The organism is Pseudogulbenkiania sp. FW507-F1 (assembly GCF_058781125.1).
Genome location: NZ_JBYSWM010000010.1, coordinates 88,399 through 110,937, shown reverse-complemented (window position 1 = coordinate 110,937; position 22,539 = coordinate 88,399). Strand labels below are relative to the sequence as shown.

The 22,539-nt window shown below is 68.5% G+C and carries 17 protein-coding genes; 12 read left to right on the top strand and 5 right to left on the bottom strand.

Annotated features, from left to right (window positions below):
- Positions 1 to 63 precede the first annotated feature (63 nt).
- The 3 genes from AC3WG5_RS08795 to secA all read right to left on the bottom strand — a co-directional run bounded on the left by AC3WG5_RS08795 (position 64) and on the right by secA (position 4,843).
- A complete protein-coding gene (locus AC3WG5_RS08795) occupies positions 64 to 984 on the bottom strand; it encodes a bestrophin family protein (RefSeq protein ID WP_492568429.1) in 921 nt (306 codons plus the stop codon).
- 202 nt (positions 985 to 1,186) lie between these two features.
- On the bottom strand, positions 1,187 to 1,960 hold the full coding sequence (locus AC3WG5_RS08790) for a 3-hydroxybutyrate dehydrogenase (protein ID WP_492568428.1): 774 nt from the start codon (positions 1,958 to 1,960) through the stop codon (positions 1,187 to 1,189).
- 165 nt (positions 1,961 to 2,125) lie between these two features.
- On the bottom strand, positions 2,126 to 4,843 hold the full coding sequence (gene secA / locus AC3WG5_RS08785; protein WP_492568427.1) for a preprotein translocase subunit SecA: 2,718 nt from the start codon (positions 4,841 to 4,843) through the stop codon (positions 2,126 to 2,128).
- A gap of 170 nt (positions 4,844 to 5,013) precedes the next feature.
- Here secA and AC3WG5_RS08780 point away from each other — a divergent pair, with 170 nt between their 5' ends.
- From AC3WG5_RS08780 to AC3WG5_RS08765, 4 genes are all read left to right on the top strand, one after another.
- Positions 5,014 to 5,445, top strand: a complete 432-nt coding sequence (locus AC3WG5_RS08780; RefSeq protein WP_008954753.1) for a DUF721 domain-containing protein — start codon at positions 5,014 to 5,016, stop codon at positions 5,443 to 5,445.
- Positions 5,446 to 5,560: 115 nt separating this feature from the next.
- Positions 5,561 to 7,192 carry a methyl-accepting chemotaxis protein gene (locus tag AC3WG5_RS08775; protein WP_492568426.1) on the top strand — a complete coding sequence of 544 codons (1,632 nt, stop codon included), beginning with the start codon at positions 5,561 to 5,563 and terminating at the stop codon, positions 7,190 to 7,192.
- Between the two features lie 334 nt (positions 7,193 to 7,526).
- Positions 7,527 to 8,810, top strand: a complete 1,284-nt coding sequence (locus AC3WG5_RS08770) for a DUF3422 family protein (RefSeq protein ID WP_492568425.1) — start codon at positions 7,527 to 7,529, stop codon at positions 8,808 to 8,810.
- Between the two features lie 187 nt (positions 8,811 to 8,997).
- Positions 8,998 to 9,411: a SiaC family regulatory phosphoprotein gene (locus tag AC3WG5_RS08765; protein ID WP_148282923.1), complete on the top strand. Its 414-nt coding sequence runs from the start codon at positions 8,998 to 9,000 to the stop codon at positions 9,409 to 9,411.
- A 70-nt stretch (positions 9,412 to 9,481) separates the two neighbouring features.
- Here the strand turns inward: AC3WG5_RS08765 and AC3WG5_RS08760 are convergent, their stop codons facing one another.
- Positions 9,482 to 11,437 carry a propionate--CoA ligase gene (locus tag AC3WG5_RS08760; RefSeq protein ID WP_492568446.1) on the bottom strand — a complete coding sequence of 652 codons (1,956 nt, stop codon included), beginning with the start codon at positions 11,435 to 11,437 and terminating at the stop codon, positions 9,482 to 9,484.
- Positions 11,438 to 11,616: 179 nt separating this feature from the next.
- Between AC3WG5_RS08760 and AC3WG5_RS08755 the strand changes: the two genes are divergently transcribed.
- Entirely contained in the window at positions 11,617 to 12,876 is a 1,260-nt protein-coding gene (locus AC3WG5_RS08755) for a glutamate-5-semialdehyde dehydrogenase (RefSeq protein WP_482583466.1), read from the top strand.
- Positions 12,877 to 12,952: 76 nt separating this feature from the next.
- Here AC3WG5_RS08755 and AC3WG5_RS08750 read toward each other — a convergent pair whose 3' ends face one another.
- Positions 12,953 to 13,765, bottom strand: coding sequence for a phytanoyl-CoA dioxygenase family protein (locus tag AC3WG5_RS08750; RefSeq protein WP_492568424.1), 813 nt, complete (start codon positions 13,763 to 13,765; stop codon positions 12,953 to 12,955).
- A gap of 106 nt (positions 13,766 to 13,871) precedes the next feature.
- Here AC3WG5_RS08750 and AC3WG5_RS08745 point away from each other — a divergent pair, with 106 nt between their 5' ends.
- The 7 genes from AC3WG5_RS08745 to AC3WG5_RS08715 all read left to right on the top strand — a co-directional run bounded on the left by AC3WG5_RS08745 (position 13,872) and on the right by AC3WG5_RS08715 (position 22,511).
- Positions 13,872 to 14,759, top strand: coding sequence for a LysR family transcriptional regulator (locus tag AC3WG5_RS08745; protein ID WP_492568423.1), 888 nt, complete (start codon positions 13,872 to 13,874; stop codon positions 14,757 to 14,759).
- A 92-nt stretch (positions 14,760 to 14,851) separates the two neighbouring features.
- On the top strand, positions 14,852 to 15,853 hold the full coding sequence (locus tag AC3WG5_RS08740) for an MBL fold metallo-hydrolase (protein WP_492568422.1): 1,002 nt from the start codon (positions 14,852 to 14,854) through the stop codon (positions 15,851 to 15,853).
- Positions 15,854 to 16,054: 201 nt separating this feature from the next.
- Positions 16,055 to 16,651: a Maf family protein gene (locus AC3WG5_RS08735; protein ID WP_492568421.1), complete on the top strand. Its 597-nt coding sequence runs from the start codon at positions 16,055 to 16,057 to the stop codon at positions 16,649 to 16,651.
- A gap of 10 nt (positions 16,652 to 16,661) precedes the next feature.
- Positions 16,662 to 18,158 carry a ribonuclease G gene (gene rng / locus AC3WG5_RS08730; RefSeq protein ID WP_008954739.1) on the top strand — a complete coding sequence of 499 codons (1,497 nt, stop codon included), beginning with the start codon at positions 16,662 to 16,664 and terminating at the stop codon, positions 18,156 to 18,158.
- 188 nt (positions 18,159 to 18,346) lie between these two features.
- On the top strand, positions 18,347 to 19,129 hold the full coding sequence (cysE, locus tag AC3WG5_RS08725; RefSeq protein WP_008954738.1) for a serine O-acetyltransferase: 783 nt from the start codon (positions 18,347 to 18,349) through the stop codon (positions 19,127 to 19,129).
- A gap of 242 nt (positions 19,130 to 19,371) precedes the next feature.
- A complete protein-coding gene (locus AC3WG5_RS08720) occupies positions 19,372 to 20,214 on the top strand; it encodes a 2OG-Fe(II) oxygenase family protein (protein ID WP_492568420.1) in 843 nt (280 codons plus the stop codon).
- Between the two features lie 149 nt (positions 20,215 to 20,363).
- On the top strand, positions 20,364 to 22,511 hold the full coding sequence (locus AC3WG5_RS08715; protein ID WP_492568419.1) for a UvrD-helicase domain-containing protein: 2,148 nt from the start codon (positions 20,364 to 20,366) through the stop codon (positions 22,509 to 22,511).
- Positions 22,512 to 22,539 lie beyond the last annotated feature (28 nt).

Here is a 22,539-nt window from a genome sequence, read left to right as displayed (position 1 = left end):
GTCTGGAGGATGCGAACCACACGGCGACCCGATGAGGCGTGCCGCAAGACCGCGCAGGGGTAGTTACAGCAGCACGCCGCTGGCGTCCGGCTGCGGCGCGGTGGTCAAGGGCTCGTCCAGCAGCATCAGCAGGTTGCTTTCGATGGTGTGGCACAGCGCGTTGAGCGGCAGGTCGTTGGGCAGGGTATCGAACGGGTCCTCGATCTGGTCGCCCAGGGTATCGAGGCCGAAGAAGGTGTAGGACACGATGCCCACCACCAGCGGCGTCATCACCCCGACGCTGTCCACCAGGCCGAACGGCAACAGGTAGCAGTAGAGGTGCACGGTGCGGTGCAGCAGCAGGATGTAGGCGTAGGGAATCGGGGTGTGGCGGATGCGCTCGCAGCCGCCGTAGGCGTGCGACAGCAGCGAGATCTGCTCGTCGATGTTGGCCAGCAGCTGCGGCGACACCCGTCCCGCGCGGCCCAGCGCGGCGTAGGCGGCGCCGATGCGCTCGAGCAGCATGTTGGGGCGGTTGGGCTGCGCCAGCACCGCGGCGCACTCGCCGGCCGGCAGCAGCCGGGCCAGGTCGGCGGACGGATCGCTGCCGCGCAGCTGGTGGCGCAGGACATGGGAGAACGCCGCCAGCCGGTACAGCAGGACTTTCTTCTCTTCCGCCTCGAGATGGTCGACCAGCGTCAGGGTCTGCCGGCCGAGGTTGCGCGTCACCACCAGCACTTCGCCCCACAGCTTGCGCGCTTCCCAGAAGCGGTCGTAGCTGACGCTGTTGCGAAAGCCGAGGAAGATCGCCAGGGTCAGGCCGATCAGCGAAAACGGCGTCGGCGTCAGGGTGATCTTGAGCGGCCCCAGCGTGCCGTGCACCACCGTCACCAGCACCGCGACACCGACGGTGAACAGCACGCGGCGCCACACCACCGGCACCACCGAGCCGCGCATCGAAAATAACAGGGAGAAAGTGGAGGGCGAGGCAGGACGGACGATCATGGCGGGTTCAGCGGGCAAAGCGCCATTCTAGCCCCGGATCGCCTTTTCGTGCACTGCAACATTGGTCGCATTGACCATCCACCGCCGCTCCACAGCTTACCCTCAGGCCATCCACAGAGTTGTCCACAGCCTTGCGGCCGGGGCAGTCAGGTTGGCCGAAGACGCAGGGCAACGCGCTTCGGCCAACGTGGCGCGATGGCCGCTACTGCGCGCTCCAGCCGCCGTCGATCGGCAGCGCCACCCCGGTCAGGTTGTGCGCCCAGTCGCCGCAGAGCATCGCCACCGCCTCGCCGATGTCGCACGGCTGGCTCATGCGTCCGGACGGCTGCTTGTCCAGCACCAGCGCCTTCAGCCCGGCGTCACGGTCGCCGCCGAAGGCGGCCGCGCGCGCCTGGATCTGCGGCTCGATCAGCGCGGTCTCCACCCAGCCCGGGCAGATCGCGTTCACCGTCACCCCGCTCTGCGCGTATTCCAGCGCCGCCACCTTGGTCAGCCCGACCAGCCCGAACTTGCTCGCCACGTACGGCGCCTTGTTGACCGACGCCACCAGCCCGTGCACCGAGGCGATGTTGACCACGCGCCCCCAGCCGCGCCCCGCCATGCCGGGCAGCAGCGCCTGCATCAGCAAGAACGCGGCCGACAGGTTGACGGCGAGGATGGCCTGCCACAGCTCGGCCGGCATCGCCGCCACGCTCGCGGTGTGCTGCATGCCGGCGTTGTTGACCAGCACGTCGACGGGACGCCAGCGCTGCACCGCTTCGGCCAACCCCTGCACCGCGGCGGGGTCGCGCAGGTCGCCGTCGAAGAACGCGGCGGCGGCGGCACCGGCCTGGCGCACCATGCCCAGCGCCTCGTCGCGCTGCTCGGGAGTGGCCAGGCCATGCAGGCCGATGGCCCAGCCGTTGGCGGCGAGACGGCAGGCGACGGCCAGGCCGATGCCGGAAGTGGAACCGGTGATGAAGGCGGTGCGGGTCATGGGACAGTCTCCTCTCGTGGCGATGGCTCAAGCTTAGCCGCTATCGCGCCAGTGGCTAAGCGAAGGCGGCGCCGGCCAAGGCAAGAAAAAACGCGCCCGATGCAGCATCGGGCGCGTTGTTGTTGCGCTCAGGTCGAGCCCGCTGACTCAGCGGTGATCGGCCTTTCAGGCCAGGCGGCCATGGCACTGCTTGTACTTCTGGCCGCTGCCGCACGGGCACGGGTCGTTGCGGCCGATGCGCAGGCCCTGCGCCGCCAGTGCCGCCGGCGCGTACGGGTTGTTCTCGTCGTCCGCCGCGGTCAGTGCCGAACCCGGCTCGGCGTGCTGCAGTTCGACCTCCGGCAGCTCGTGCGGCTCGACTGCGTCCATGTCTTCCTGGCTGCGGATCTGCACCGTCATCAGCACGCTGACCACGCTCTTCTTGATGCGCTCGAGCATGTCGGCAAACAGTTCGAAGGCCTCGCGCTTGTACTCCTGCTTGGGGTTCTTCTGGGCGTAGCCGCGCAGATGGATGCCCTGGCGCAGGTGGTCCATCGACGACAGGTGCTCGCGCCAGTGGTTGTCCAGCATCTGCAGCACCAGCGAGCGCTCGAACTGGCGCATCGCCGGCTCGCCGGCCAGCTCGACCTTGGCCTGGTAGATCGCCTCGGCCTGCTTGATGATGCGTTCGCGGATTTCCGGGATGTCGAGGTTGGGCGCGGCCTTGAGCCAGTCCGCCACCGGGGCCTCGAGCTGGTACTCGCTCTCCAGGGTCTTCTCCAGCCCCGGCAGGTCCCACTGCTCTTCCATCGATTCCGGCGGCAGGTGCAGGTCGACCAGGTCGGACAGCACGCCCTCGCGCATATTGGTGACGATGGCGCTGACGTCTTCCTCGTCGAGGATTTCGTTGCGCTGCTGGTAGATCACCTTGCGCTGGTCGTTGGCGACGTCGTCGTACTCCAGCAACTGCTTGCGGATGTCGAAGTTGCGGCCTTCCACCTTGCGCTGGGCGTTCTCGATGGAACGGCTCACCCAGGGGTGCTCGATGGCTTCGCCCACCGGCATCTTCAGGCGCTCCATGATCGCCGACACGCGGTCGGAGGCGAAGATGCGCAGCAACGGGTCTTCCAGGCTGAGGTAGAAGCGCGAGGAGCCCGGGTCGCCCTGGCGGCCGGAACGGCCGCGCAGCTGGTTGTCGATGCGGCGCGACTCGTGGCGTTCGGTGCCGACGATGTGCAGGCCGCCGGCGCCCAGCACCTGCTCGTGGCGCAGCGACCACTCGCTGCGGATGGCGGCGATGCGCGCGGTCCTGTCCTGTTCGGACAGGCTCTCGTCGTTCTCGACCGCGCGGATTTCCGGCTCCGGATTGCCGCCCAGCACGATGTCGGTACCGCGACCGGCCATGTTGGTGGCGACGGTGATCACGCCGGGACGCCCGGCCTGCACCACGATGTCGGCTTCGCGCGCGTGTTCCTTGGCGTTCAGCACGTTGTGCGGCAGCTTGGCCTGGCTCAGCAGGGCGGCGATCAGCTCCGAGTTCTCGATCGAGGTGGTGCCGACCAGCACCGGCTGGCCGCGCTCGTGGCAGTCCTTGATGTCGGCCAGGATGGCGTCGTACTTCTCCTGCGCGGTGCGGTAGACCTTGTCGTGCGCGTCCTTGCGGATCATCGGCTTGTTGGTCGGAATCACCACGGTTTCCAGGTTGTAGATGCTCTGGAACTCGAACGCCTCGGTATCGGCGGTACCGGTCATGCCGGACAGCTTGCCGTACAGGCGGAAGTAATTCTGGAAGGTGATCGAAGCCAGCGTCTGGTTCTCGCGGTTCACCGTCACGCCTTCCTTGGCTTCGACGGCCTGGTGCAGGCCCTCGGACCAGCGGCGGCCCGGCATCAGGCGGCCGGTGAATTCGTCGACGATGATGATCTCGCCATCCTGCACCACGTAGTGCTGGTCGCGGTGGTACAGGGCGTGGGCGCGCAGCGCGGCCATCAGGTGGTGCATCAGCGTGATGTTGGTGGCCGAGTACAGGCTGTCGCCTTCCTTCAGCAGGCCCATCTGGGTCAGGATCTCTTCGGCACGCTCGTGACCGCGCTCGGACAGCAGCACCGAGTGCGCCTTCTCGTCCACCCAGTAGTCGCCCTCGCCCTCTTCTTCCTGCTGGCGCTCCAGGAGCGGCGGCACCACGTTCATGCGCTGGTACATCTCGACGTTGTCTTCGGCCGGGCCGGAGATGATCAGCGGCGTGCGGGCCTCGTCGATCAGGATCGAGTCGACCTCGTCGACCACGGCGAAGGCCAGCTTCTTCTGCACCTTCTCCTCGGTGCTGAACACCATGTTGTCGCGCAGGTAGTCGAAGCCGAATTCGTTGTTGGTGCCGTAGGTGATGTCGGCGGCGTAGGCTTCCTGCTTCAGGTGGTGCGGCATCTGCGACAGGTTCACGCCCACGGTCAGGCCGAGGAAGTTGTACAGCTTGGCCATGATGCCGGCGTCGCGGCTGGCCAGGTAGTCGTTGACCGTCACCACGTGCACGCCGTTGCCGGTGAGCGCGTTGAGGTAGGACGGCAGCGTGGCGACCAGGGTCTTGCCCTCGCCGGTGCGCATCTCGGCGATCTTGCCGTCGTTGAGCACCATGCCGCCGATCAGCTGCACGTCGAAGTGGCGCATGCCGAGCGCCCGGCGCGAGGCCTCGCGGCACACCGCGAAGGCTTCCGGCAGCAGCGCGTCGAGGCTTTCCCCGCTGGCGAGGCGCTGGCGGAAGTGCGGGGTCTTGCCGGCGAGGTCTTCGTCCGACAGCGCGCGCAGGCCGTCTTCCAGCGCGTTGATACGGGCCACTACCTGGCGGTATTGCTTCAGCAGCCGGTCGTTACGGCTACCGAACACTTTCTTGAGAAGCGTGGAAATCATCGGTTTTCGAATCCAGAGGCCAAGCGGGCCGGAAAAATGGGGAAAAGTGTAGCACAAGCACTGACCACGTAATGGGGGCAAAGTTGTGGCGCGTCAAGGGAACCCCGGAAAAACCGGTCGCACGCGCCGCGAATCGCCCATCATGGCGGCAATCGGCTAGAATTCGCGCCATGAGCAGTCTTTCTTTCCGCGACATCGCCCGCCAGGACAGCCGCCTGTCGCGCCTGGCCAGCGAGGCCAAGGCGCTGATGGCGCTGGACACGGCCTTTCGCCGCCTGTTGCCGGCGCCCCTCTCCGACTACTGCCGCGCGGTGCGCATCCGCGACGGCGAGCTGGTGGTGTACGCCGACAACGGCGTGGTGGCGGCGCGGCTGAAGATGATCGGCCCGGGCCTGCTGCCGGCGCTGACCGACCGCGGCTACCCGGCAAGCAAGATCCGCGTCAAGGTCGACATCCGCTTCAAGCCGCCGGTCAAGCCGCCCAAGGCGCTGGCGATCAGCCCGGCGGCGCTGGAGCGCATCGAGGAAGCCGCCGCCAGCGTCAGCAACCCTCTGGTGAGCGCGGCGCTGTCGCGACTGCTGGCGCACCACCGCCGCGGCTGAGTCCTTCCGCCGCACTCCCGCCGACCAGACCGCCCCCTTGACCTGCGTCAACCGGCGCAGCGCCCGCACATGCCAGAATCATTTTCTTTGTTTGCTTCAGGCTCTCTTCAAGAAAATGAACCATCTCCGTATCGGCCAGCGGCTGGCACTCGGCTTCGGCGGCATGACGCTGCTGGTGGCGCTGCTGCTGGCGGTCCAGCTCACCGGCCTTAGTCGACTGCGCGATCATCTCGACACAGTGGCGCTCGACCACAACCGCACCGTCGAGCTGACCACCCGCCTTACCTACAACCTGCAAAGCCAGCGCACCGTCTACCGCGACGCCGTGATGTTTCCGGATGAGCCCAGCAAGCGTCAGGCCGTCGCCAAGATGGCCACGGCGCGCCGCGACTACGATGCCACGCTGCACGAACTGGAGCAGCACTGGCAGCGCTACACCCCCGGCGCCGCGGAGCGGGCGCTGCTGGAGCAGGTGGCCCGCCAGCGCCGCCAGGCCGAACCGGTGATCGACCGCATGATGCAGCTCGGGCTCGCCAACGACGTGCCCGGCGCCATCGCGGTGATGAACGCGCAGTTGATCCCCGCCGTGCGCCCCTGGCGCGAGGCGCTGGAAGCGCTGATCGCCGCGGAACAGGCCAGGACGCGCGCCGCGCTGGACGACGCCGCGCAGGCCTACGCCCAGGCCAAATGGATCGGCCTTGGCGCCGGCGGCGGCATCATCCTGCTGAGCCTGCTGGCCGGCTGGCTGATCACCCGCGGCATCACGGTGCCGATGCGGCGCATGGTCGGCGCAGTACGCGCCATCGCCGGCGGCGACCTCAGTGTCACGCTGCCGCCCGCAGGACGCGACGAGACCGGCCAGGTGCTGGGCGCCATGCAGCAGATGAGCGGCAACCTCGCCAGCAGCGTGGCGACGGTGCAACACAGCGCTGGCGAACTGGAGCGGCTGGCCGAGACGCTGGCGCAGATGTCGGCGCAGCTCCTGGGCGCGGCACGCGAGCAGTCGCGGGCCTCGTCCGAATCGGCCGGTTCCATCGAGGAGCTGTCGGTCAGCGTGGCTTCGGTGGCCGACGTCAGCGACGCCATGCACCAGGCGGCGGACCATGCGCTGGCGAGCAGCCGCCAGGGCACGGCGCAGCTCGCCACCCTGGTGGACGAGGTGGGGCGGGTGGAAGCGGTGGTGGGCCGCACCGCCGAGCTGGTCGGCGCCTTCCTCGCCAAGAGCCGCGACATCGCCGGCATGACCAGCGAGGTGCGCGACATCGCCGACCAGACCAACCTCTTGGCGCTCAACGCCGCGATCGAGGCGGCGCGCGCCGGCGAGCAGGGGCGCGGCTTCGCCGTGGTGGCCGACGAGGTGCGCAAGCTGGCGGAAAAGTCGGCGGCTTCGGCCAACGAGATCGACCGCGTCACGCTGCTGCTCGACAGCCAGTCGCACACCCTGGAAGCGTCCATCGCCGAAGGCCTGGCGGCGCTGGCGAGCAGCCGCCGCTACGTCGAGAGCGTGGGCGACGGCCTCAAGCGCAACGAGACCGCGGCGCAAGCCTCGCGCGACCAGGCGCAGGGCATCGCCAGCGCGATGCAGCAACAGCACGTCGCCAGCCGCGACATCGCCGGCAGCATGGAGTGCGTGGCCGGTGCCGCCGAGCAGAGCGCGGCGGTGGCGGAAAACCTCGCCGGCGGAGTCACGCAGCTGGTCGAACTGGCGCACCAGCTCGGCCACAGCGTACGGCGCTTCCGCGTCTGATCCCCCCGGCCCCGCCGGGGCGTCAAGGTGGAGGTCCACTGAATCCAACAGCCCCGCAGGCAATGCTTGCGGGGCTGTTTCCTTTACGACGCGGAGGATTATCAGGCCCCTCTCGCATGCCTCGGCCCGGACAGGCGCAGTTCGGACTGGCCATCAGATCGGCAGGGCGGCGCTTTCGCGCCCCTGCGGCACGCGCCACCCCGACACTCGGCCGCGACGGCAGAGTAATACGGAAGTGGTGGACAGCCGGGCGCGCGCTTGAGGTATGCTGTACGGCAAGCGGTTTTAAACATGCGCCACGCATCTTTAAAACCGTTTGCCTATTGGACCCACCATGCTCACCCTCACCCCGCACCCGCTGCGCCGCGTGCTCAACGACGAGGCGCACGCCCGCCCGTACGCCTCGATTCCGTCGCCGGCACGGCTGACCTCGCTGACCCTGTACTACGACTACGACGACGCCAGCCAGCGCGAGGCACTGGCCGAGCTGGCCCAGCTGCTGGCCCTGCCGGCCCCGCTCGGCCACGCCGCGCACTACACCGCGAATGCCGGCGACCTGACGGTACGCTGGTCGCTACACGCCGAGTTCGCGCGCTACACCTTCATCCTCTCCGGCGATTTTTCCGAGCCCTTCGACCGCACCGCGCTCGACCGCCTGCCCTCGAGCTGGCTCGACCGCCTGCCCGGCACGGTGCTGGTGGCACTGCACGCGGTGCTGCTCAAGGGCGGCTCGGCCAGCACTCCGGACGAGATCGCGGCGCGCTGGTTCGGCGGCGGCGAGTTGATCGGCTCGCGCATCGGCGACGGCAACGGCATCGCCTACACCGACCTGCAGCTGCACCCCGACCCGCGCCTGCCGGAGGGTTTCTCGCGCTACGTGGTGCTGGACGAGGAGATGGGACCGAACCAGTCCGGGCGTATGCTGCAGCGCCTGTTCGAGATCGAGACCTACCGCATGCTGGCGCTGTTGGCGCTGCCCATCGCCAAGGAGCAGATGCGCGAACTCGACCGGCTCGACGTCGTGCTGCGCTCGCTGACCGAGCGCATGGGCAAGCCGGACAGCGGCGACGCCCAGCTGCTCACCGAGCTGGAAGACCTCTCCACACGCGCCGAACAGCTGATCTCGGAGAGCCAGTACCGCATTTCCGCCACGCGCGCCTACTACTCGCTGGTGGAGCGCCGCATCGGCGAGCTGCGCGAGAGCCGCCTGCCCGGCATGCAACCGTTCCACGAATTCATGGAACGGCGCATGGCACCGGCGATGAGCACCTGCGACACCGTGGTGAAGCGCCAGGACCGCCTCACCGATCGCCTGCAGCGCAGCACCGCGCTGCTGCGCACCCGCGTCGAGGTGCTGCACGAGGAACAGAACCGCGCCTTGCTGGCCAGCATGGACCGCCGCGCCGCGATGCAGCTGCGCCTGCAGGAGACGGTGGAAGGGCTGTCGGTGGGGGTGCTTACCTATTACATCGTGAGCCTGCTGTCCTACCTGCTCAAGGCCATCAAGGCCGCCGGCGTGCACCTCAACACCGAATTGGCCACCGGCATCGCCATCCCGATCGTGGCGGCGGCGGTGTGGTACGGCGTGCGCAAGGTGCGCGACGGGCTGGGGCACTGAGACGCCGTTGGCGCCACGAAGCCTGTCCTGATGTCAGCGGCGGAGCGGCCCTCGCTACGTCGCCCGCCGTCCACCGAGGTTGGCCGAAGCCTTCGGCCAACCTCTCCCGGCTCCGGCCGCCGTCATCGTGCTGCAACAGCGGCGCTCTACACTCGCCGGCTTCACCACCCTGCCGCGAGACCGTCCGATGCTGTCACCCGCCCTGCCCGTCGCCCGTCCCGACTTCTACCTGGCCCCCGGCGCCGCCACGCCGGAGGTGGATTTCCGCTTCCACAGCGGCCGCCTGCTGCTGCGCGGGGTGAGCTGCCCGGAGGACGCCGCCGCCTTCTACGACCGGCTGTTCCGGCCGCTGACCCCGTACCTGGCCGGCCTCGACCACGGCGAGGTGGCCCTGACGCTGGCGCTGACCCGGCTCGACGCCGACAGCGCCAACCAGCTCCTGACCCTGGCCGACCTGCTCAACAACGCCCAGGCCAAGGGCAGCCGCGTGCACTGCCACGTGTTTCACGACGAGGACGACGCCCGGCTGCAGGCGTTCCACCGCGTGCTGGCACACGAGTTTCCCGGCCTGCTGGCTGCGCCGCTGGCGCAGGTAGCGTAGGCATAAAAAACGGCCGTCGGCCCGGAGGCAGACGGCCCAGTGGTGACGCACACGCCACCCTCGAAAGGGCTCAGGCTCTGGTAATGGCCTGACGCACTTGTTCCAGACTCGCCGGATCGTCCAGCGTGGTGAGATCGCCCGGATCGCGCCCTTCGGCAATGGCCTGGATCGAACGGCGCAGCACCTTGCCGGAGCGGGTCTTGGGCAACTGGTTGACGAAGAACACCCGCGCCGGGTTGGCGATCGCGCCCAGCTCGTGCGCGACGCGGGCGATCACTTCCTTCTCCAGCGCGGCGCGGCGCACCGGGTCGGCCAGCATGCTCGGGTCGCGCACCACGGCGAAGGCCTGCGGCACCTGCCCCTTGAGCGCGTCGGCCACCCCCACCACCGCCACCTCGGCGATGGCGCCGTGGCCGGAAACCGCCTCCTCGATCTCGCGCGTGCCGAGGCGATGGCCGGCGACGTTGATCACGTCGTCGGTGCGGCCGAGGATGGTGATGTAGCCGTCGGCGTCGCGCACCCCCCAGTCGAACGAGGAATACAGCAGCCGATCGGCGAAGCCGCCGAAATAGGTGTTGAGGAAGCGCTCGTCCTGCCCCCACACCGTGCTCAGGCAGCCCGGCGGCAGCGGCGGCACGATGGCGATCACGCCCTTCTCGCCGACCCCGACCTCCTCGCCGCTGGCCTCGTCCACCAGCTTGAGGTTGTAGCCGTACACCGGCAGGCCGGGGCTGCCGACCTTGACCGGCTGCGGCGCCACGCCGTTGCACACGGTGAGCATCGGCCAGCCGGTCTCGGTCTGCCAGTAGTTGTCGATCACCGGTACCTTCAGTTCGCCGGCGATCCAGTTGGCGGTCGGCTCGTCCAGCGGCTCGCCGGCGAGGAACAGCGCCTTGAGGCTGGAGAGGTCGTGGCGGTGCAGGTAGGCCGGGTCCTGCTTCTTCAGCACGCGGATCGCGGTCGGCGCCGAGAACATCACCGAGACGCGGTACTTTTCCACGAGCTGCCACCACACCGCCGGGTCCGGGTTGGTCGGCAGGCCCTCGTACACCAGCGTCGCCATGCCGGCGATGAGCGGGCCGTAGACGATGTAGGAATGCCCCACCACCCAGCCGATGTCCGAGGTGGAGAAGAAAGCCTCGCCGGCCGCGCCGCCGTAGATGTAGTCCATGCTCGCCGCCAGCGCCACGGCGTAGCCGCCGGTGTCGCGCTCGACCCCCTTGGGCTTGCCGGTGGTGCCGGAGGTATAGAGGATGTAGCTGGGATGGCTCGATTCCACCCAGGTCACCTCGGCGCGGTCGTCCAGGTGCCGGGCGCGCAGCGTGGCGTAGTCGAGGTCGCGCCCCGGCTTCATCATCGGCGCTTCGGCCAGGCCGCGGTTGACCAGGATCACCTTGCCCGGCGCCGCCGCCCCGGCCAGCTCCAGCGCCTCGTCCACCAGCGGCTTGTAGGCGATCACCTTGCCGCCGCGCAGCCCGGCATCGGCGGTCACCATCACCTTGGGCTGGGCGTCCTCGATGCGCGCCGCCAGGCTGGCCGAGGCGAAGCCGCCGAACACCACCGAATGCACCGCCCCCAGCCGCACCGTGGCCAGCATGGCGAACACCGCCTCGGCGATCATCGGCATGTAGATCAGCACGCGATCGCCCTTGCCCACCCCCTGCGCCTGCAGGATGGCGGCAAAGCGCGCCACTTCCTGTTGCAGTTCGGCAAAGCTGTAAACCCGTTCCTCTCCGGTCTCGCTCGAGACGTAGATCAAGGCCGCCTGATCGCCCCGCCCGGCCACGTGCCGGTCCACCGCGTTGTGACAGAGGTTGGTCTCGCCGCCGACGAACCAGCGCCGAAACGGCGGCTTGTCGTAGGCCAGCACCTTGTCGTAGGGGCGGTGCCAGTCGATGCGAGCCGCCTCGCGCCCCCAGAAAACCTCGGGCTGATCAATGGACTGGCGATGAAAATCGCGGTATGCGGTCATGCGGTCTCTCCTCCGTGCCGGCGTCTGGCGCGCCGTTGTGCGTAATGACGACAATTCAACCAAGCGGTTGCTCGAATCCCACCTTACCCCACACTCGCAGCAGGGTCAAACGATTCCGCAAGGCGCTGTTTTTCCGCCGCAACAGCCGCCCTCGCCCCTGCCGCACTGGCACGGCCTTGCCGCTTTGCGGTAATCTCGACGCATTCCCATCAAGATTTCGCAGGACCCCGAACATGGACGTCAAGGACTACATGCAGCGCGTCGGTCGCGCCGCCCGCGCCGCCAGCCGCGCCATCGCCCGCGCCGACACCCTCCAGAAAAACCAGGCCTTGCTGGCCATGGCCGACGCCGTCGAGCGCGACAGTGAGCAGCTCATCGCCGCCAACATGCTCGATCTGGAAGCCGCGCGCCAGAACGGCCTGGAAGAAGCCTTCATCGACCGCCTGACGCTGTCGGACAAGACCATCCACGGCATGGCCGAGGGCCTGCGCCAGATCGCCGCGCTGCCCGACCCGGTGGGCGAGATGGACGACTTCACCTACCGTCCGTCCGGCATCCAGCTGGGCAAGATGCGCGTGCCGCTGGGCGTCATCGGCATCATCTACGAGGCCCGTCCCAACGTCACCGCCGACGCCGCCGGGCTATGCCTGAAATCGGGCAACGCCACCATCCTGCGCGGCGGCTCGGAAGCCTTCCACAGCAACCAGGCCATCGCCCGCTGCGTGCACGAAGGGCTGCGCCTGGCCGGCCTGCCGGCCGAGGCGGTGCAGGTGATCGAAACCACCGACCGCGCCGCGGTGGGCGAGCTCATCACCATGCCCGAGTACGTCGACGTGATCGTGCCGCGTGGCGGCAAGGGGCTGATCGCGCGCATCAGCCAGGACGCGCGCGTGCCGGTGATCAAGCACCTGGACGGCAACTGCCACGTCTACGTCGACGACACCGCCAACCCGGACAAGGCCGTGGCCATCGTGGTCAACGCCAAGACCCAGCGCTACGCGCCGTGCAACACCATGGAAACGCTGCTGGTGCACGAGGCGTCCGCCGAATTCATGCTGCCGAAGCTGGCCGCCCCGCTGTGGGAAAAAGGCGTGGAGCTGCGCGGCTGCGAACGCACCCGCATCATCCTCGGCGACCAGGTGGTGCCGGCGACCGAGGACGACTGGTACGCCGAATACTCGGCGCCGATCCTGGCGGTGAAGGTGGTGAAAGACCTCGACGAGGCGATCCAGCACATTAACGACTACGGCAGCCACCACACCGACGCCATCGTCAGCGAGGACTACAGCCGCACCCGCCGCTTCCTGCGCGAAGTGGACTCGGCCAGCGTCATGGTCAACGCCAGCACGCGCTTCGCCGACGGCTTCGAGTACGGCCTGGGCGCCGAGATCGGCATCTCCACCGACAAGATCCACGCGCGCGGCCCGGTCGGCCTGCACGGCCTGACCAGCCAGAAGTGGGTGGTGCTGGGCGACGGCCAGGTGCGCAGCTGAGGCTTGGCTGATACGGCAATGAAAAAAGCGGGCTGCGGCCCGCTTTTTTGTTGGCGACGACAGCGCCATGGTCAGGTCAGGCCGTGCCGTCGGCCGACCACACCACCGGAAACCAGTCCTCGCGCAGGCGCTCGCCGTCTTGCTGGCCGATGCCGGGGAAGGGCGGCGAGGTGCGGCCGGGGCGCGCGGCGTAGCGCACGTCGTCGCCGAGGAAGCGTGCCGAGAAGGCGCGGCGGCGGTTGCCGCCCGGGTTGCCGGCGGCGCCGTGCACGGTGTGGAAGTCGAACAGCACCGCGTCGCCCGGTTCCAGCTCCGGCGCCAGCAGGGTGTAGCTGCCGTCCTCGACGTCGGGCATTTCCATGAAGTCGTCGGCGCCGGCAAAGAAGTTCTCGTTGGTGGCCCAGCGCTTGGGGCGCACCAGTTTGGGCCAGCGGTGCGAGCCCAGCACCACGCGCAGCGTGTTGTCGCGCGTCACCGGGTCGAGCGGAATCCAGTAGCTGGCGGTCTGCAGGCCGCTGACGCAGTAATAGGGGATGTCCTGATGCCAGGGCGTGGGCTTGGCGGTGCCGGGCTCCTTGACCAGGATATGCTCGTGGAAGATCTGCACGCGCTGCGCGCCCATCAGCCGCCCCGCCAGCGCGGCCGCCGGCGAATGGCGGATGAAGCGCGCAAACGGTTCGATGCGCTGCCAGTTGCAGTAATCCTCGAAGAAACGCCCGGTTTCGCCCGGCCGAACGTTCTCGATGGCGTACGGGCCGGGCGCGGCCAGCACCTGCTCGAAACCGTCGCGCAACGGCTCGACCCAGTCGCGGAACGCCCCGCGCAGCACGATCGCGCCGTCGCGCTGGAACGCCTCGATCTGATCCTGTCCTACTGTCGTCGCCGGCATCGGTCTCTCCTCGGGTGGTGGTGGGTAAGACGGCTTCTGGCGACAGTATCGCGGGGCGCTTTTGATAATAAAAATATATATTTCCTATTTTTCATTATTGGATAACATGATCGACTTCTCGTTGCGCCAGCTCAAATACTTCGTCGCCACCGCCGAGCACGGCGGCGTCAGTGCCGCGGCGCGCGCGCGCCACGTGTCGCAGCCCTCGGTATCGCTCGCCATCGCCCAGCTCGAGGCCGCGCTCGGCACCGCGCTGTTCCGCCGCCAGGCCAGCCGCGGCGTCGAGCTGACACCGGCCGGGCTGCGCGTGCTGGGCCAGGCGCGCGACATCCTGGCGCTGGCGGCAGGCCTCGGCAGCGGCGAGGAACCGGGCGAACTGCGCGGCCAGCTGTCGCTGATCTGTTTCCAGGATCTGGGGCCCTATTTCGCCCCGCGCCTGCTGGCGGGGTTTCGCGCACACTACCCGCAGGTCGCGGTGACGCTGCTGGAGGGCGACCTGGCGACGGTGCAGCGCGCGCTGCGCGCCGGCAAGGCCGAGCTGGCGCTGACCTACGAACTCGCCACCGACGCGCAGATGGAATGCCGCACGCTGGCGGAACTGGCGCCCTACGCGCTGCTGCCGGGCGACCATCCGCTGGCGGCGCAGCCCGCCGTGTCGCTGGCCGAGCTGGCCGCGCAGCCGCTGGTGCTGGAGGATATTCCGCACACCCGCGACTACCTGCTGTCGCTGTTCTGGAACCTGGGGCTGACGCCGCGCATCGCGCAGACGGTGCAGAGCTTCGAAATGCAGCGCGGCCTGGTGGCGCACGGCGCCGGCGTGGCGCTGTCGTGCACGCGCCCGGCCGGCGACCTGAGCTACGACGGCACACCCATCGCCTGCCGCCCGCTGCGCGACGATCCGCCGCCGCAGCGCGTGGTGCTGGCGCGCCCGGCGACAGCACACCCCTCCCCGGTGGTCGACGCCTTCCTGCACTGGGCCGTCACCCGGGAATGACGGTCCGCCCGCACGGCCGGCCCGCCGCGCTGACACCGCATGGCCTCCGCTTGATGCTAAAGTGATAGTTCATTGTCATTACGGAGCCTGTCATGCCCACGACGTCGCCTCGCCTCGCCCGCCGCCTGCTGTCCTGCCTCGCGCTCGCCGGCACCAGCCTGCTGCCGCTGGCGCCGGGCCTTGCCCACGCCGCGCCGCCGCCCCAACTGAAGACCCAGGTGCCGGGCTACTACCGCATGGCGCTGGGCGAGTTCCAGGTGACCGCGCTCTACGACGGCTACGTCGACCTCGACCAGAAGCTGCTGAAGAATGCCCGCGCCAGGGACGTGCAGAGCCTGCTGGCGCGCATGTTCATCGACACCACGCGCGGCGTGCAGACCGCGGTCAACGGCTACCTGGTGCACACCGGCACGCGCCTGGTGCTGGTCGATACCGGTTCGGCGCGCTGCTTCGGCCCGACCCTGGGCAACCTGATCAACAACCTGCGCGCCGCCGGCTACGAACCGGCCGACGTCGACGCCGTGCTGCTGACCCACCTGCACCCGGACCATGCCTGCGGCCTGGTCACGGCCGAGGGCAAGACGGCGTTCCCCAACGCCGACGTCTACGTGGCACGGGCCGAGGCGCGCTACTGGCTCGACGAGGCCAGCGCGGCCAAGGCGCCGCCGGACAGCCAGCCCTTGTTCAAGATGGCGCGCGAGTCGGTCGCCCCCTACCTGGCCGCCAACCGGCTCAAGATCTACGGCAAAGGCGAGACGCTGCTGCCGGGCGTCACCACCGTGCCGGCGCCGGGCCACACGCCGGGACACAGCGGCTACCTGTTCAGCTCCAAGGGGCAGAGCCTGCTGCTGTGGGGCGACATCGTGCACAGCTACGCCACGCAGTTCGCCCGCCCCGACATCGCGATCGAGTTCGATGTCGACCGCCAGCAGGCGGTGGCCACGCGCAAGAAGCTGCTCGCCGACGCCGCACGCGACAAGTTGTGGGTGGGTGGCGCCCACCTGCCGTTCCCGGGGCTGGGGCACGTGCGCGCCGAGCGCAGCCGCTACGCCTGGGTGCCGGTCGAGTACGGCCCGCTGCGCAGCGACCGCTGATCACCATGTTGCACCTCCCCGAACCCGGCCCTCATGGACCGGGTTTTTTCATTGCAGCGCGGGTCGTCGCGCGAACAGGGGGCCGTGCCGGGTCCCGCTCCCTCAGGGTTGGCCGAAGTCCCCCATGCTGCCGATAGTACGGAGAGAGGGCCTCTGGTACCCTTGCAGGCAGTCCAAGAATAAAACCCTGACGGCAACCCCATGAGCACCAACGACACCCTGATCTACCTGGCCTCGGCCAGTCCGCGCCGGCGCGAGCTGCTGCAGCAGCTCGGCGTGCGCACCGAACGCATCCACGCCGAAATCGACGAGGCGGTCCTGCCCGGCGAAAACGCCGTGGCCTATACCGAGCGCCTGGCGCGCGACAAGGCCGCCGCCGGCTGGCACCTGGTGGAAAGCTGCGGCCTGCCGTCGCGCCCGCTCTTGGCCGCCGACACCACGGTGGTGCTGGACGGCGATATCTTCGGCAAGCCGGCCGACGCCGCCGACGCGCGCCGCATGCTCGAGGCCTTCTCCGGCCGCAGCCACCAGGTGGTGACCTCGGTGGCGGTGCGCGAGGGCGAGCGCACCCTGCTCAAGACCTCGGTCACCGACGTCGCCTTCCGCCCGCTCACCGCACTCGACATCGCGCGCTACATCGACACCGGCGAGCCGTTCGACAAGGCCGGCGCCTACGGCATCCAGGGCCGCGCCGCGGTGTTCATCGAGCGCATCGAAGGCAGCTACACCGGCGTGGTCGGGCTGCCGGTGTTCGAGACCGCCGCGCTGTTGTCCGAATTCGGCCTGGTCTTCCCCTAAGGAGCGTCGCATGCTGCATCAATCCATTCCGCTGCCACGCGACCTGCCGCGCCCCAACGAGCAGATTCTGGTCAACATCACGCCGCAGGAAACCCGCGTCGCGGTGCTGGAAGACGCCATCGTGCAGGAATTGCACGTGGAGCGCGCCGCCAGCCGCGGCATCGTCGGCAACATCTATCTGGGCCAGGTCAAGCGCGTGCTGCCCGGCATGCAGAGCGCCTTCATCGAGATCGGCCTGGAGCGCGCCGCCTTCCTGCACATCGCCGACGTGCTGGAACAGCGCCAGCATCCTTCCGAGCCGCAGCGCATCGAGAAGATGCTGTTCGAGGGCCAGACCGTGCTGGTCCAGGTGATCAAGGACCCGATCGGCACCAAGGGCGCGCGCCTGTCGACGCAGATCTCGCTGGCCGGGCGCTTCCTGGTGCACCTGCCGCAGGAAGAGCACATCGGCATCTCGCAGAAGATCGAGAACGAGGAGGACCGCCTGAGCCTCAAGGCGCGGCTGGAGAAGCTGCTGCCCGACGGCACGCCCAAGGGCTACATCATCCGCACCAGCGCCGAGACCGCCAGCGACCAGGAACTCGCCGCCGACATCGGCTACCTCGGCAAGCTGTGGACCGACATCCGCCAGCGCTCGCTCACCGAACCGCCGCAGAGCCTGCTCTACGAAGACCTGCCGCTGGCGGTGCGCGTGCTGCGCGACATGGTGAGCGAATCGACCGAGCACGTCATCGTCGACTCCACCGAGAACTACAGCCGCATGGTGGAGTTCGCCGAGCAGTACGTTACCAACGCGGTGGACAAGATCGCACGCTACAGCGGCGAGCGCCCGCTGTTCGAGCTGCACGGCATCGAGGCCGAGATCGACCGCGCCCTGGCGCGCCGCGTCAACCTGAAGTTCGGCGGCTACCTGATCATCGACCAGACCGAGGCGATGACCACCATCGACGTCAACACCGGCGGCTTCGTCGGCAACCGCAATTTCGACGAGACCATCTTCAAGACCAACCTCGAGGCCACCCACGCCATCGCGCGCCAATTGCGCCTGCGCAACCTGGGCGGCATCATCATCGTCGACTTCATCGACATGGATAACGAGGAGCACCGCAGCCAGGTGCTGAACGAGCTGGCCAAGGCGATGGCGCGCGACCGCACCCGGGTGACGCTGAACGGCTTCACCAGCCTGGGGCTGGTCGAGATCACCCGCAAGCGCACGCGCGAGAGCCTGGCGCACGTGCTGTGCGAGCCGTGCCCGACCTGCCAGGGGCGCGGCGAGATCAAGACGGCGCAGACGGTGTGCTACGAAATCCAGCGCGAGATCGTGCGCGAGGCGCGCCAGTTCGACGCCAAGGGCTTCCGCATCCTGGCCGCGCAGCCGGTGATCGACATGTTCCTCGACGAGGAATCGCAGAGCCTGGCGATGCTGGTGGACTTCATCGGCAAGCCGATCTCGCTGTCGGTGGAAACCACCTATCCACAGGAGCAGTTCGACGTGGTGCTGCTGTGATTCCAAATGCGCCTTAGAAACGATAACGTTGTCGGCCGCGTGGCCGCGGACCGCGTGCGAATCTTAAGATTCGCTCAGCGAGCCCTTGCCGTACTAGCTGTACTGTCTGCGGCCCCGCTCACTTGCCTTCGCGTTCTCGTTCCTAATGCTTTTTGGAATGCCGCCGCAAACACTGTAACGAGACAAGCATGAGCGAAAACTACGACGACCCGATCTGGCTTGCCGTCTTCAAGGAGGCCGAAGCCGCCGCGCAGGCCGAGCCTCTGCTGGCGAGCTTCCTGCACATGACGGTGCTGCGCCACGACACGCTGGAAGACGTGCTGGCGTTCCACCTGTCGAGCAAGCTCTCGAGCCCGGTGATGGACGCGCGCGCCTTGATGGAGCTGTTCCGCGAGGCGCTCGCGGCCGACCCCGTCATCGGCCAGAAGATGCGCGCCGACATCGTGGCCTGCTACGACCGCGACCCGGCCTGCGAGGGCTACTCCATCCCGTTGCTGTACTTCAAGGGCTTTCACGCCATCCAGAGCCAGCGCGTGACGCACTGGCTGTGGCAGCAGGGGCGGCAGACGCTGGCGCTGTTCCTGCAGAACCGCATCTCCGAGGTGACCGGCGCCGACATCCATCCGGCGGCGCGCATCGGCCAGGGCGTGATGCTGGACCACGGCACCGGCGTGGTGGTGGGCGAAACCGCGGTGATCGGCGACAACGTCTCGATCCTGCACGGCGTGACGCTGGGCGGCTCCGGCAAGGAGCGCGGCGACCGCCATCCCAAGATCGGCGACGGTGTGCTGATCGGCACCGGCGCGGCGATCCTCGGCAACATCCACGTCGGCGAATGCGCCAAGGTCGGCGCCGGCAGCGTGGTGCTGGACGACGTGCCGCCGCACAGCACCGTGGCCGGGGTGCCGGCCAAGGTGGTGGGCTCGCCCGGACCGGGCACGCCGGGGCTGGACATGGACCAGCGGGTGTAAGCTGCCATGCCACGCGCGGTGCCAGCACCGCCCGAGATTGTTGACAAACCCCTTTTGCGAAGCGGAAGGGGTTTGTCGTGTAAATAAGGAAGGCTGCGGATTCAATAGCTTGTCAGGAGCGGCCCGGTTTTGCCGGGTCCGGTAGAATCTGGACAGGGTACTTTGTCAGCAGCCTGGGGCGGTGCCAGCGCCGCCCGTGCTCCCTTGCTGCAACCTGACTTGATGCCCCATAGGAGCATGAGATGAACGTCCAGCAAGTCGACTACCGCGCCGCCGACGCCGCCGAACGCTTCGCCCGCTCGCTGCACGAGACCGGCTTCGCCGTGCTCAGCCATCACCCGATCTCGGAGACGCTGGTGACGGACCTGTACCGGCGCTGGCTGGCCTTTTTCGACAGCTACGCCAAGCACGCCTACGCCTTCTCGCCCGAAACGCAGGACGGCTGGTTCTCCACCGCGGTGTCCGAGACCGCCAAGGGCCACACCCAGAAGGACCTCAAGGAGTACTACCACGTCTACCCCTGGGGGCGCATTCCGCCCGAGCTGCACGACGACACCCTGCGCTACTACGCCGTGGCCAGCGCGCTCGCGGCCGAACTGCTCGGCTGGGTGGAGCGCCACACCCCGCCCGACATCGCCGCGCATTACAGCCAGCCGCTGTCGACCATGATCGCCAACAGCCGCGGCACGCTGCTGCGCGTGCTGCGCTACCCGCCGCTGAGCGGCGACGAACCGGCCAGCGCCGTGCGCGCCGCCGCGCACGGCGACATCAACCTGTTGACCATCCTGCCCGCCGCCAGCGAGCCGGGGCTGCAGGTGCAGGGGCGCGACGGCCAGTGGCAGGACGTGCCGTGCGACTTCGGCACGCTGGTGATCAACACCGGCGACATGTTGGCCGAAGCCGCGCGCGGCTACTACCCGTCCACGCTGCACCGCGTGGTCAACCCGGTGGGCGAAGCCGCCGCCAGGAGCCGCGTCGCGCTGCCCCTGTTCCTGCACCCGCGCGACGAGGTGGTGCTGTCGGAGCGCTACAGCGCCGGCCGCTATCTGGCCGAACGGCTGCGCGAGCTGGGGGTGAAGGGCTAGGGCGTCACACTGCCCCAAGGCTGGCCGAAGCCCCGCTTCGGCCAACCTTTTGTCTATGCAACGGCCGCCGTGACGAGGCGCTTCGATCCGTCCGTACGGGCGGCGGCGCGCTGGGGTAAAATCGGCGTTTTGACGATTGCTGCCCCGCCATGTCCGATCTGCTCTCCGGCCTCAACCCCGAACAACTCTCCGCCGTCACCTGGCCCGCCAAGAGCGCGCTGGTGCTGGCCGGCGCCGGCAGCGGCAAGACGCGGGTGCTGACCACGCGCATCGCCTGGCTGATCCAGACCGGCCAGGTCAGCCCGGCCGGCATCCTCGCCGTGACCTTCACCAACAAGGCGGCGCGCGAGATGCAGACGCGGCTGGGGGCGATGATCCCGGTCAACGTCAAGACCATGTGGATCGGCACCTTCCACGGCCTGTGCAACCGCTTCCTGCGCGCCCACTACCGCGACGCCGGGCTGCCCAGCACCTTCCAGATCCTCGACTCGGCCGACCAGCAGGCGGCGATCAAGCGCCTGCTGAAGAGCCTCGACGTCTCGGACGAAAAATTCCCGCCGCGCGCGGTGCAGAACTTCATCAACGGCAACAAGGAATCCGGCGCCCGCGCCGACGTGCTGTCGGCGCACGACGCCTACACCAAGAAGCTGATCGAGCTCTACGCCGCCTACGACGCGCAGTGCCAGCGCGAGGGCGTGGTGGACTTCGCCGAGCTGCTGCTGCGCAGCTACGAGGTGCTGTCGCGCAACGCCGCGCTGGCCGAGCACTACAAGAGCCGCTTCCGCTTCATCCTTGTGGACGAGTTCCAGGACACCAACCGCCTGCAGTACGCCTGGCTCAAGCTCTTGGCCGGGCGCGACAACGCGCTGTTCGCGGTGGGCGACGACGACCAGAGCATCTACGCCTTCCGCGGCGCCGAGGTCGGCAACATGCGCTCGCTGCTGGTCGACTTCGGCATCGACGGCCCGGTGCGGCTGGAGCAGAACTACCGCTCGGCCGGCAACATCCTCGCCGCCGCCAACGCGCTGATCGAGAAGAACGACGGCCGGCTCGGCAAGAACCTGTGGACCGAGGCCGGCGAGGGCGAACCGATCCGCCTCTACGACGCCTATTCCGATGGCGACGAGGCCGAGTTCATCTGCGACGAGGTCAAGGCGCTCCAGCGCGACGGCTGGCGCCTCTCCGACATCGCCGTGCTGTACCGTTCCAACGCCCAGAGCCGCGCGCTCGAGCACGCCCTGGTCAACGCCAAGCTGCCGTACCGCGTGTACGGCGGGCTGCGCTTCTTCGAGCGCCAGGAAATCAAGCACGCGCTGGCCTACCTGCGCTTGATCGCCAACCCGGACGACGACAACGCGCTGCTGCGCGTCATCAACATCCCGGCGCGCGGCATCGGCGCGCGCACCGTGGAAGGCCTGCAGGCCGCCAGCCGCGAGCAGGGCATCAGCCTGTGGCAGGCCGCCTGCGCCTCCGGCAGCGGCCGCGCCGCCGCCAGCCTGGGCAAGTTCGTGCTCTTGATCGACCAGCTGCGCGCGCGCACCTCCACGCTGAACCTGGCCGAGACCGTCAGCCTGCTGCTCGACGATTCCGGCCTCAAGGCGATGTACGAGGCCGACAAGAAGGAGAGCGAGGAGCGCCTCGCCAACCTCGACGAACTGATCAACGCCGCCGCCGGCTTCTTCCCGCAGGACCCGGAGCAGGCGGTGGTGGAATTTCTCAGCGCCGCCAGCCTGGAAGCCGGCGAGCACCAGGCTGAGGCCGGCCAGGACGCGCTGCAGCTGATGACGGTACACGCCGCCAAGGGGCTGGAATTCGACGCGGTGTTCGTGTCCGGGCTGGAGGAAGGGCTGTTCCCGCACGAGAACAGCTTCAACGATCCCAAGGGGCTGGAGGAGGAGCGGCGCCTGATGTACGTGGCGGTGACGCGCGCGCGCAAACGGCTCTACCTCAGCTCGGCGCAGAGCCGCATGCTGCACGGCCTGAGCCGCTACCCGATCCGCTCGCGCTTCGTCGACGAGGTGCCGGGCCAGCTGCTGCACGTGCTGTCTGCTACAGTGAAACCGTTACCGGTCTCGCATAACACGCGTGCGCCCTGGCTGGACCAGCCGCCGCCGAGCCGCCCTTCGGCCAACCTCAAGGGCTTCGCCATCGGCCAGTCGGTGACGCACGCCAAGTTCGGGCTGGGGGTGGTGATCGACGCCGAAGGCGGCGGCGACGACGTGCGCCTGCACATCAACTTCGCCGAACACGGCCTGAAATGGCTGGACCTGCGTTACGCCAAGCTCAGCGCGGCCTGACGGCCGCCGTGCACCGTTGCCGGAAGAT

Excerpts from the sequence above, each read along its gene's own strand:
- AC3WG5_RS08720 (WP_492568420.1), top strand. The coding sequence starts at position 19,372 with ATGAACGTCCAGCAAGTCGACTACCGCGCCGCCGACGCCGCCGAACGC.
- AC3WG5_RS08740 (WP_492568422.1), top strand. The coding sequence starts at position 14,852 with ATGCCCACGACGTCGCCTCGCCTCGCCCGCCGCCTGCTGTCCTGCCTC.
- AC3WG5_RS08795 (WP_492568429.1), bottom strand. The coding sequence starts at position 984 with ATGATCGTCCGTCCTGCCTCGCCCTCCACTTTCTCCCTGTTATTTTCG.
- AC3WG5_RS08715 (WP_492568419.1), top strand. The coding sequence starts at position 20,364 with ATGTCCGATCTGCTCTCCGGCCTCAACCCCGAACAACTCTCCGCCGTC.
- AC3WG5_RS08780 (WP_008954753.1), top strand. The coding sequence starts at position 5,014 with ATGAGCAGTCTTTCTTTCCGCGACATCGCCCGCCAGGACAGCCGCCTG.
- secA (WP_492568427.1), bottom strand. The coding sequence starts at position 4,843 with ATGATTTCCACGCTTCTCAAGAAAGTGTTCGGTAGCCGTAACGACCGG.
- rng (WP_008954739.1), top strand. The coding sequence starts at position 16,662 with ATGCTGCATCAATCCATTCCGCTGCCACGCGACCTGCCGCGCCCCAAC.
- cysE (WP_008954738.1), top strand. The coding sequence starts at position 18,347 with ATGAGCGAAAACTACGACGACCCGATCTGGCTTGCCGTCTTCAAGGAG.
- AC3WG5_RS08770 (WP_492568425.1), top strand. The coding sequence starts at position 7,527 with ATGCTCACCCTCACCCCGCACCCGCTGCGCCGCGTGCTCAACGACGAG.
- AC3WG5_RS08775 (WP_492568426.1), top strand. The coding sequence starts at position 5,561 with ATGAACCATCTCCGTATCGGCCAGCGGCTGGCACTCGGCTTCGGCGGC.
- AC3WG5_RS08790 (WP_492568428.1), bottom strand. The coding sequence starts at position 1,960 with ATGACCCGCACCGCCTTCATCACCGGTTCCACTTCCGGCATCGGCCTG.
- AC3WG5_RS08750 (WP_492568424.1), bottom strand. The coding sequence starts at position 13,765 with ATGCCGGCGACGACAGTAGGACAGGATCAGATCGAGGCGTTCCAGCGC.
- AC3WG5_RS08755 (WP_482583466.1), top strand. The coding sequence starts at position 11,617 with ATGGACGTCAAGGACTACATGCAGCGCGTCGGTCGCGCCGCCCGCGCC.
- AC3WG5_RS08735 (WP_492568421.1), top strand. The coding sequence starts at position 16,055 with ATGAGCACCAACGACACCCTGATCTACCTGGCCTCGGCCAGTCCGCGC.
- AC3WG5_RS08765 (WP_148282923.1), top strand. The coding sequence starts at position 8,998 with ATGCTGTCACCCGCCCTGCCCGTCGCCCGTCCCGACTTCTACCTGGCC.
- AC3WG5_RS08745 (WP_492568423.1), top strand. The coding sequence starts at position 13,872 with ATGATCGACTTCTCGTTGCGCCAGCTCAAATACTTCGTCGCCACCGCC.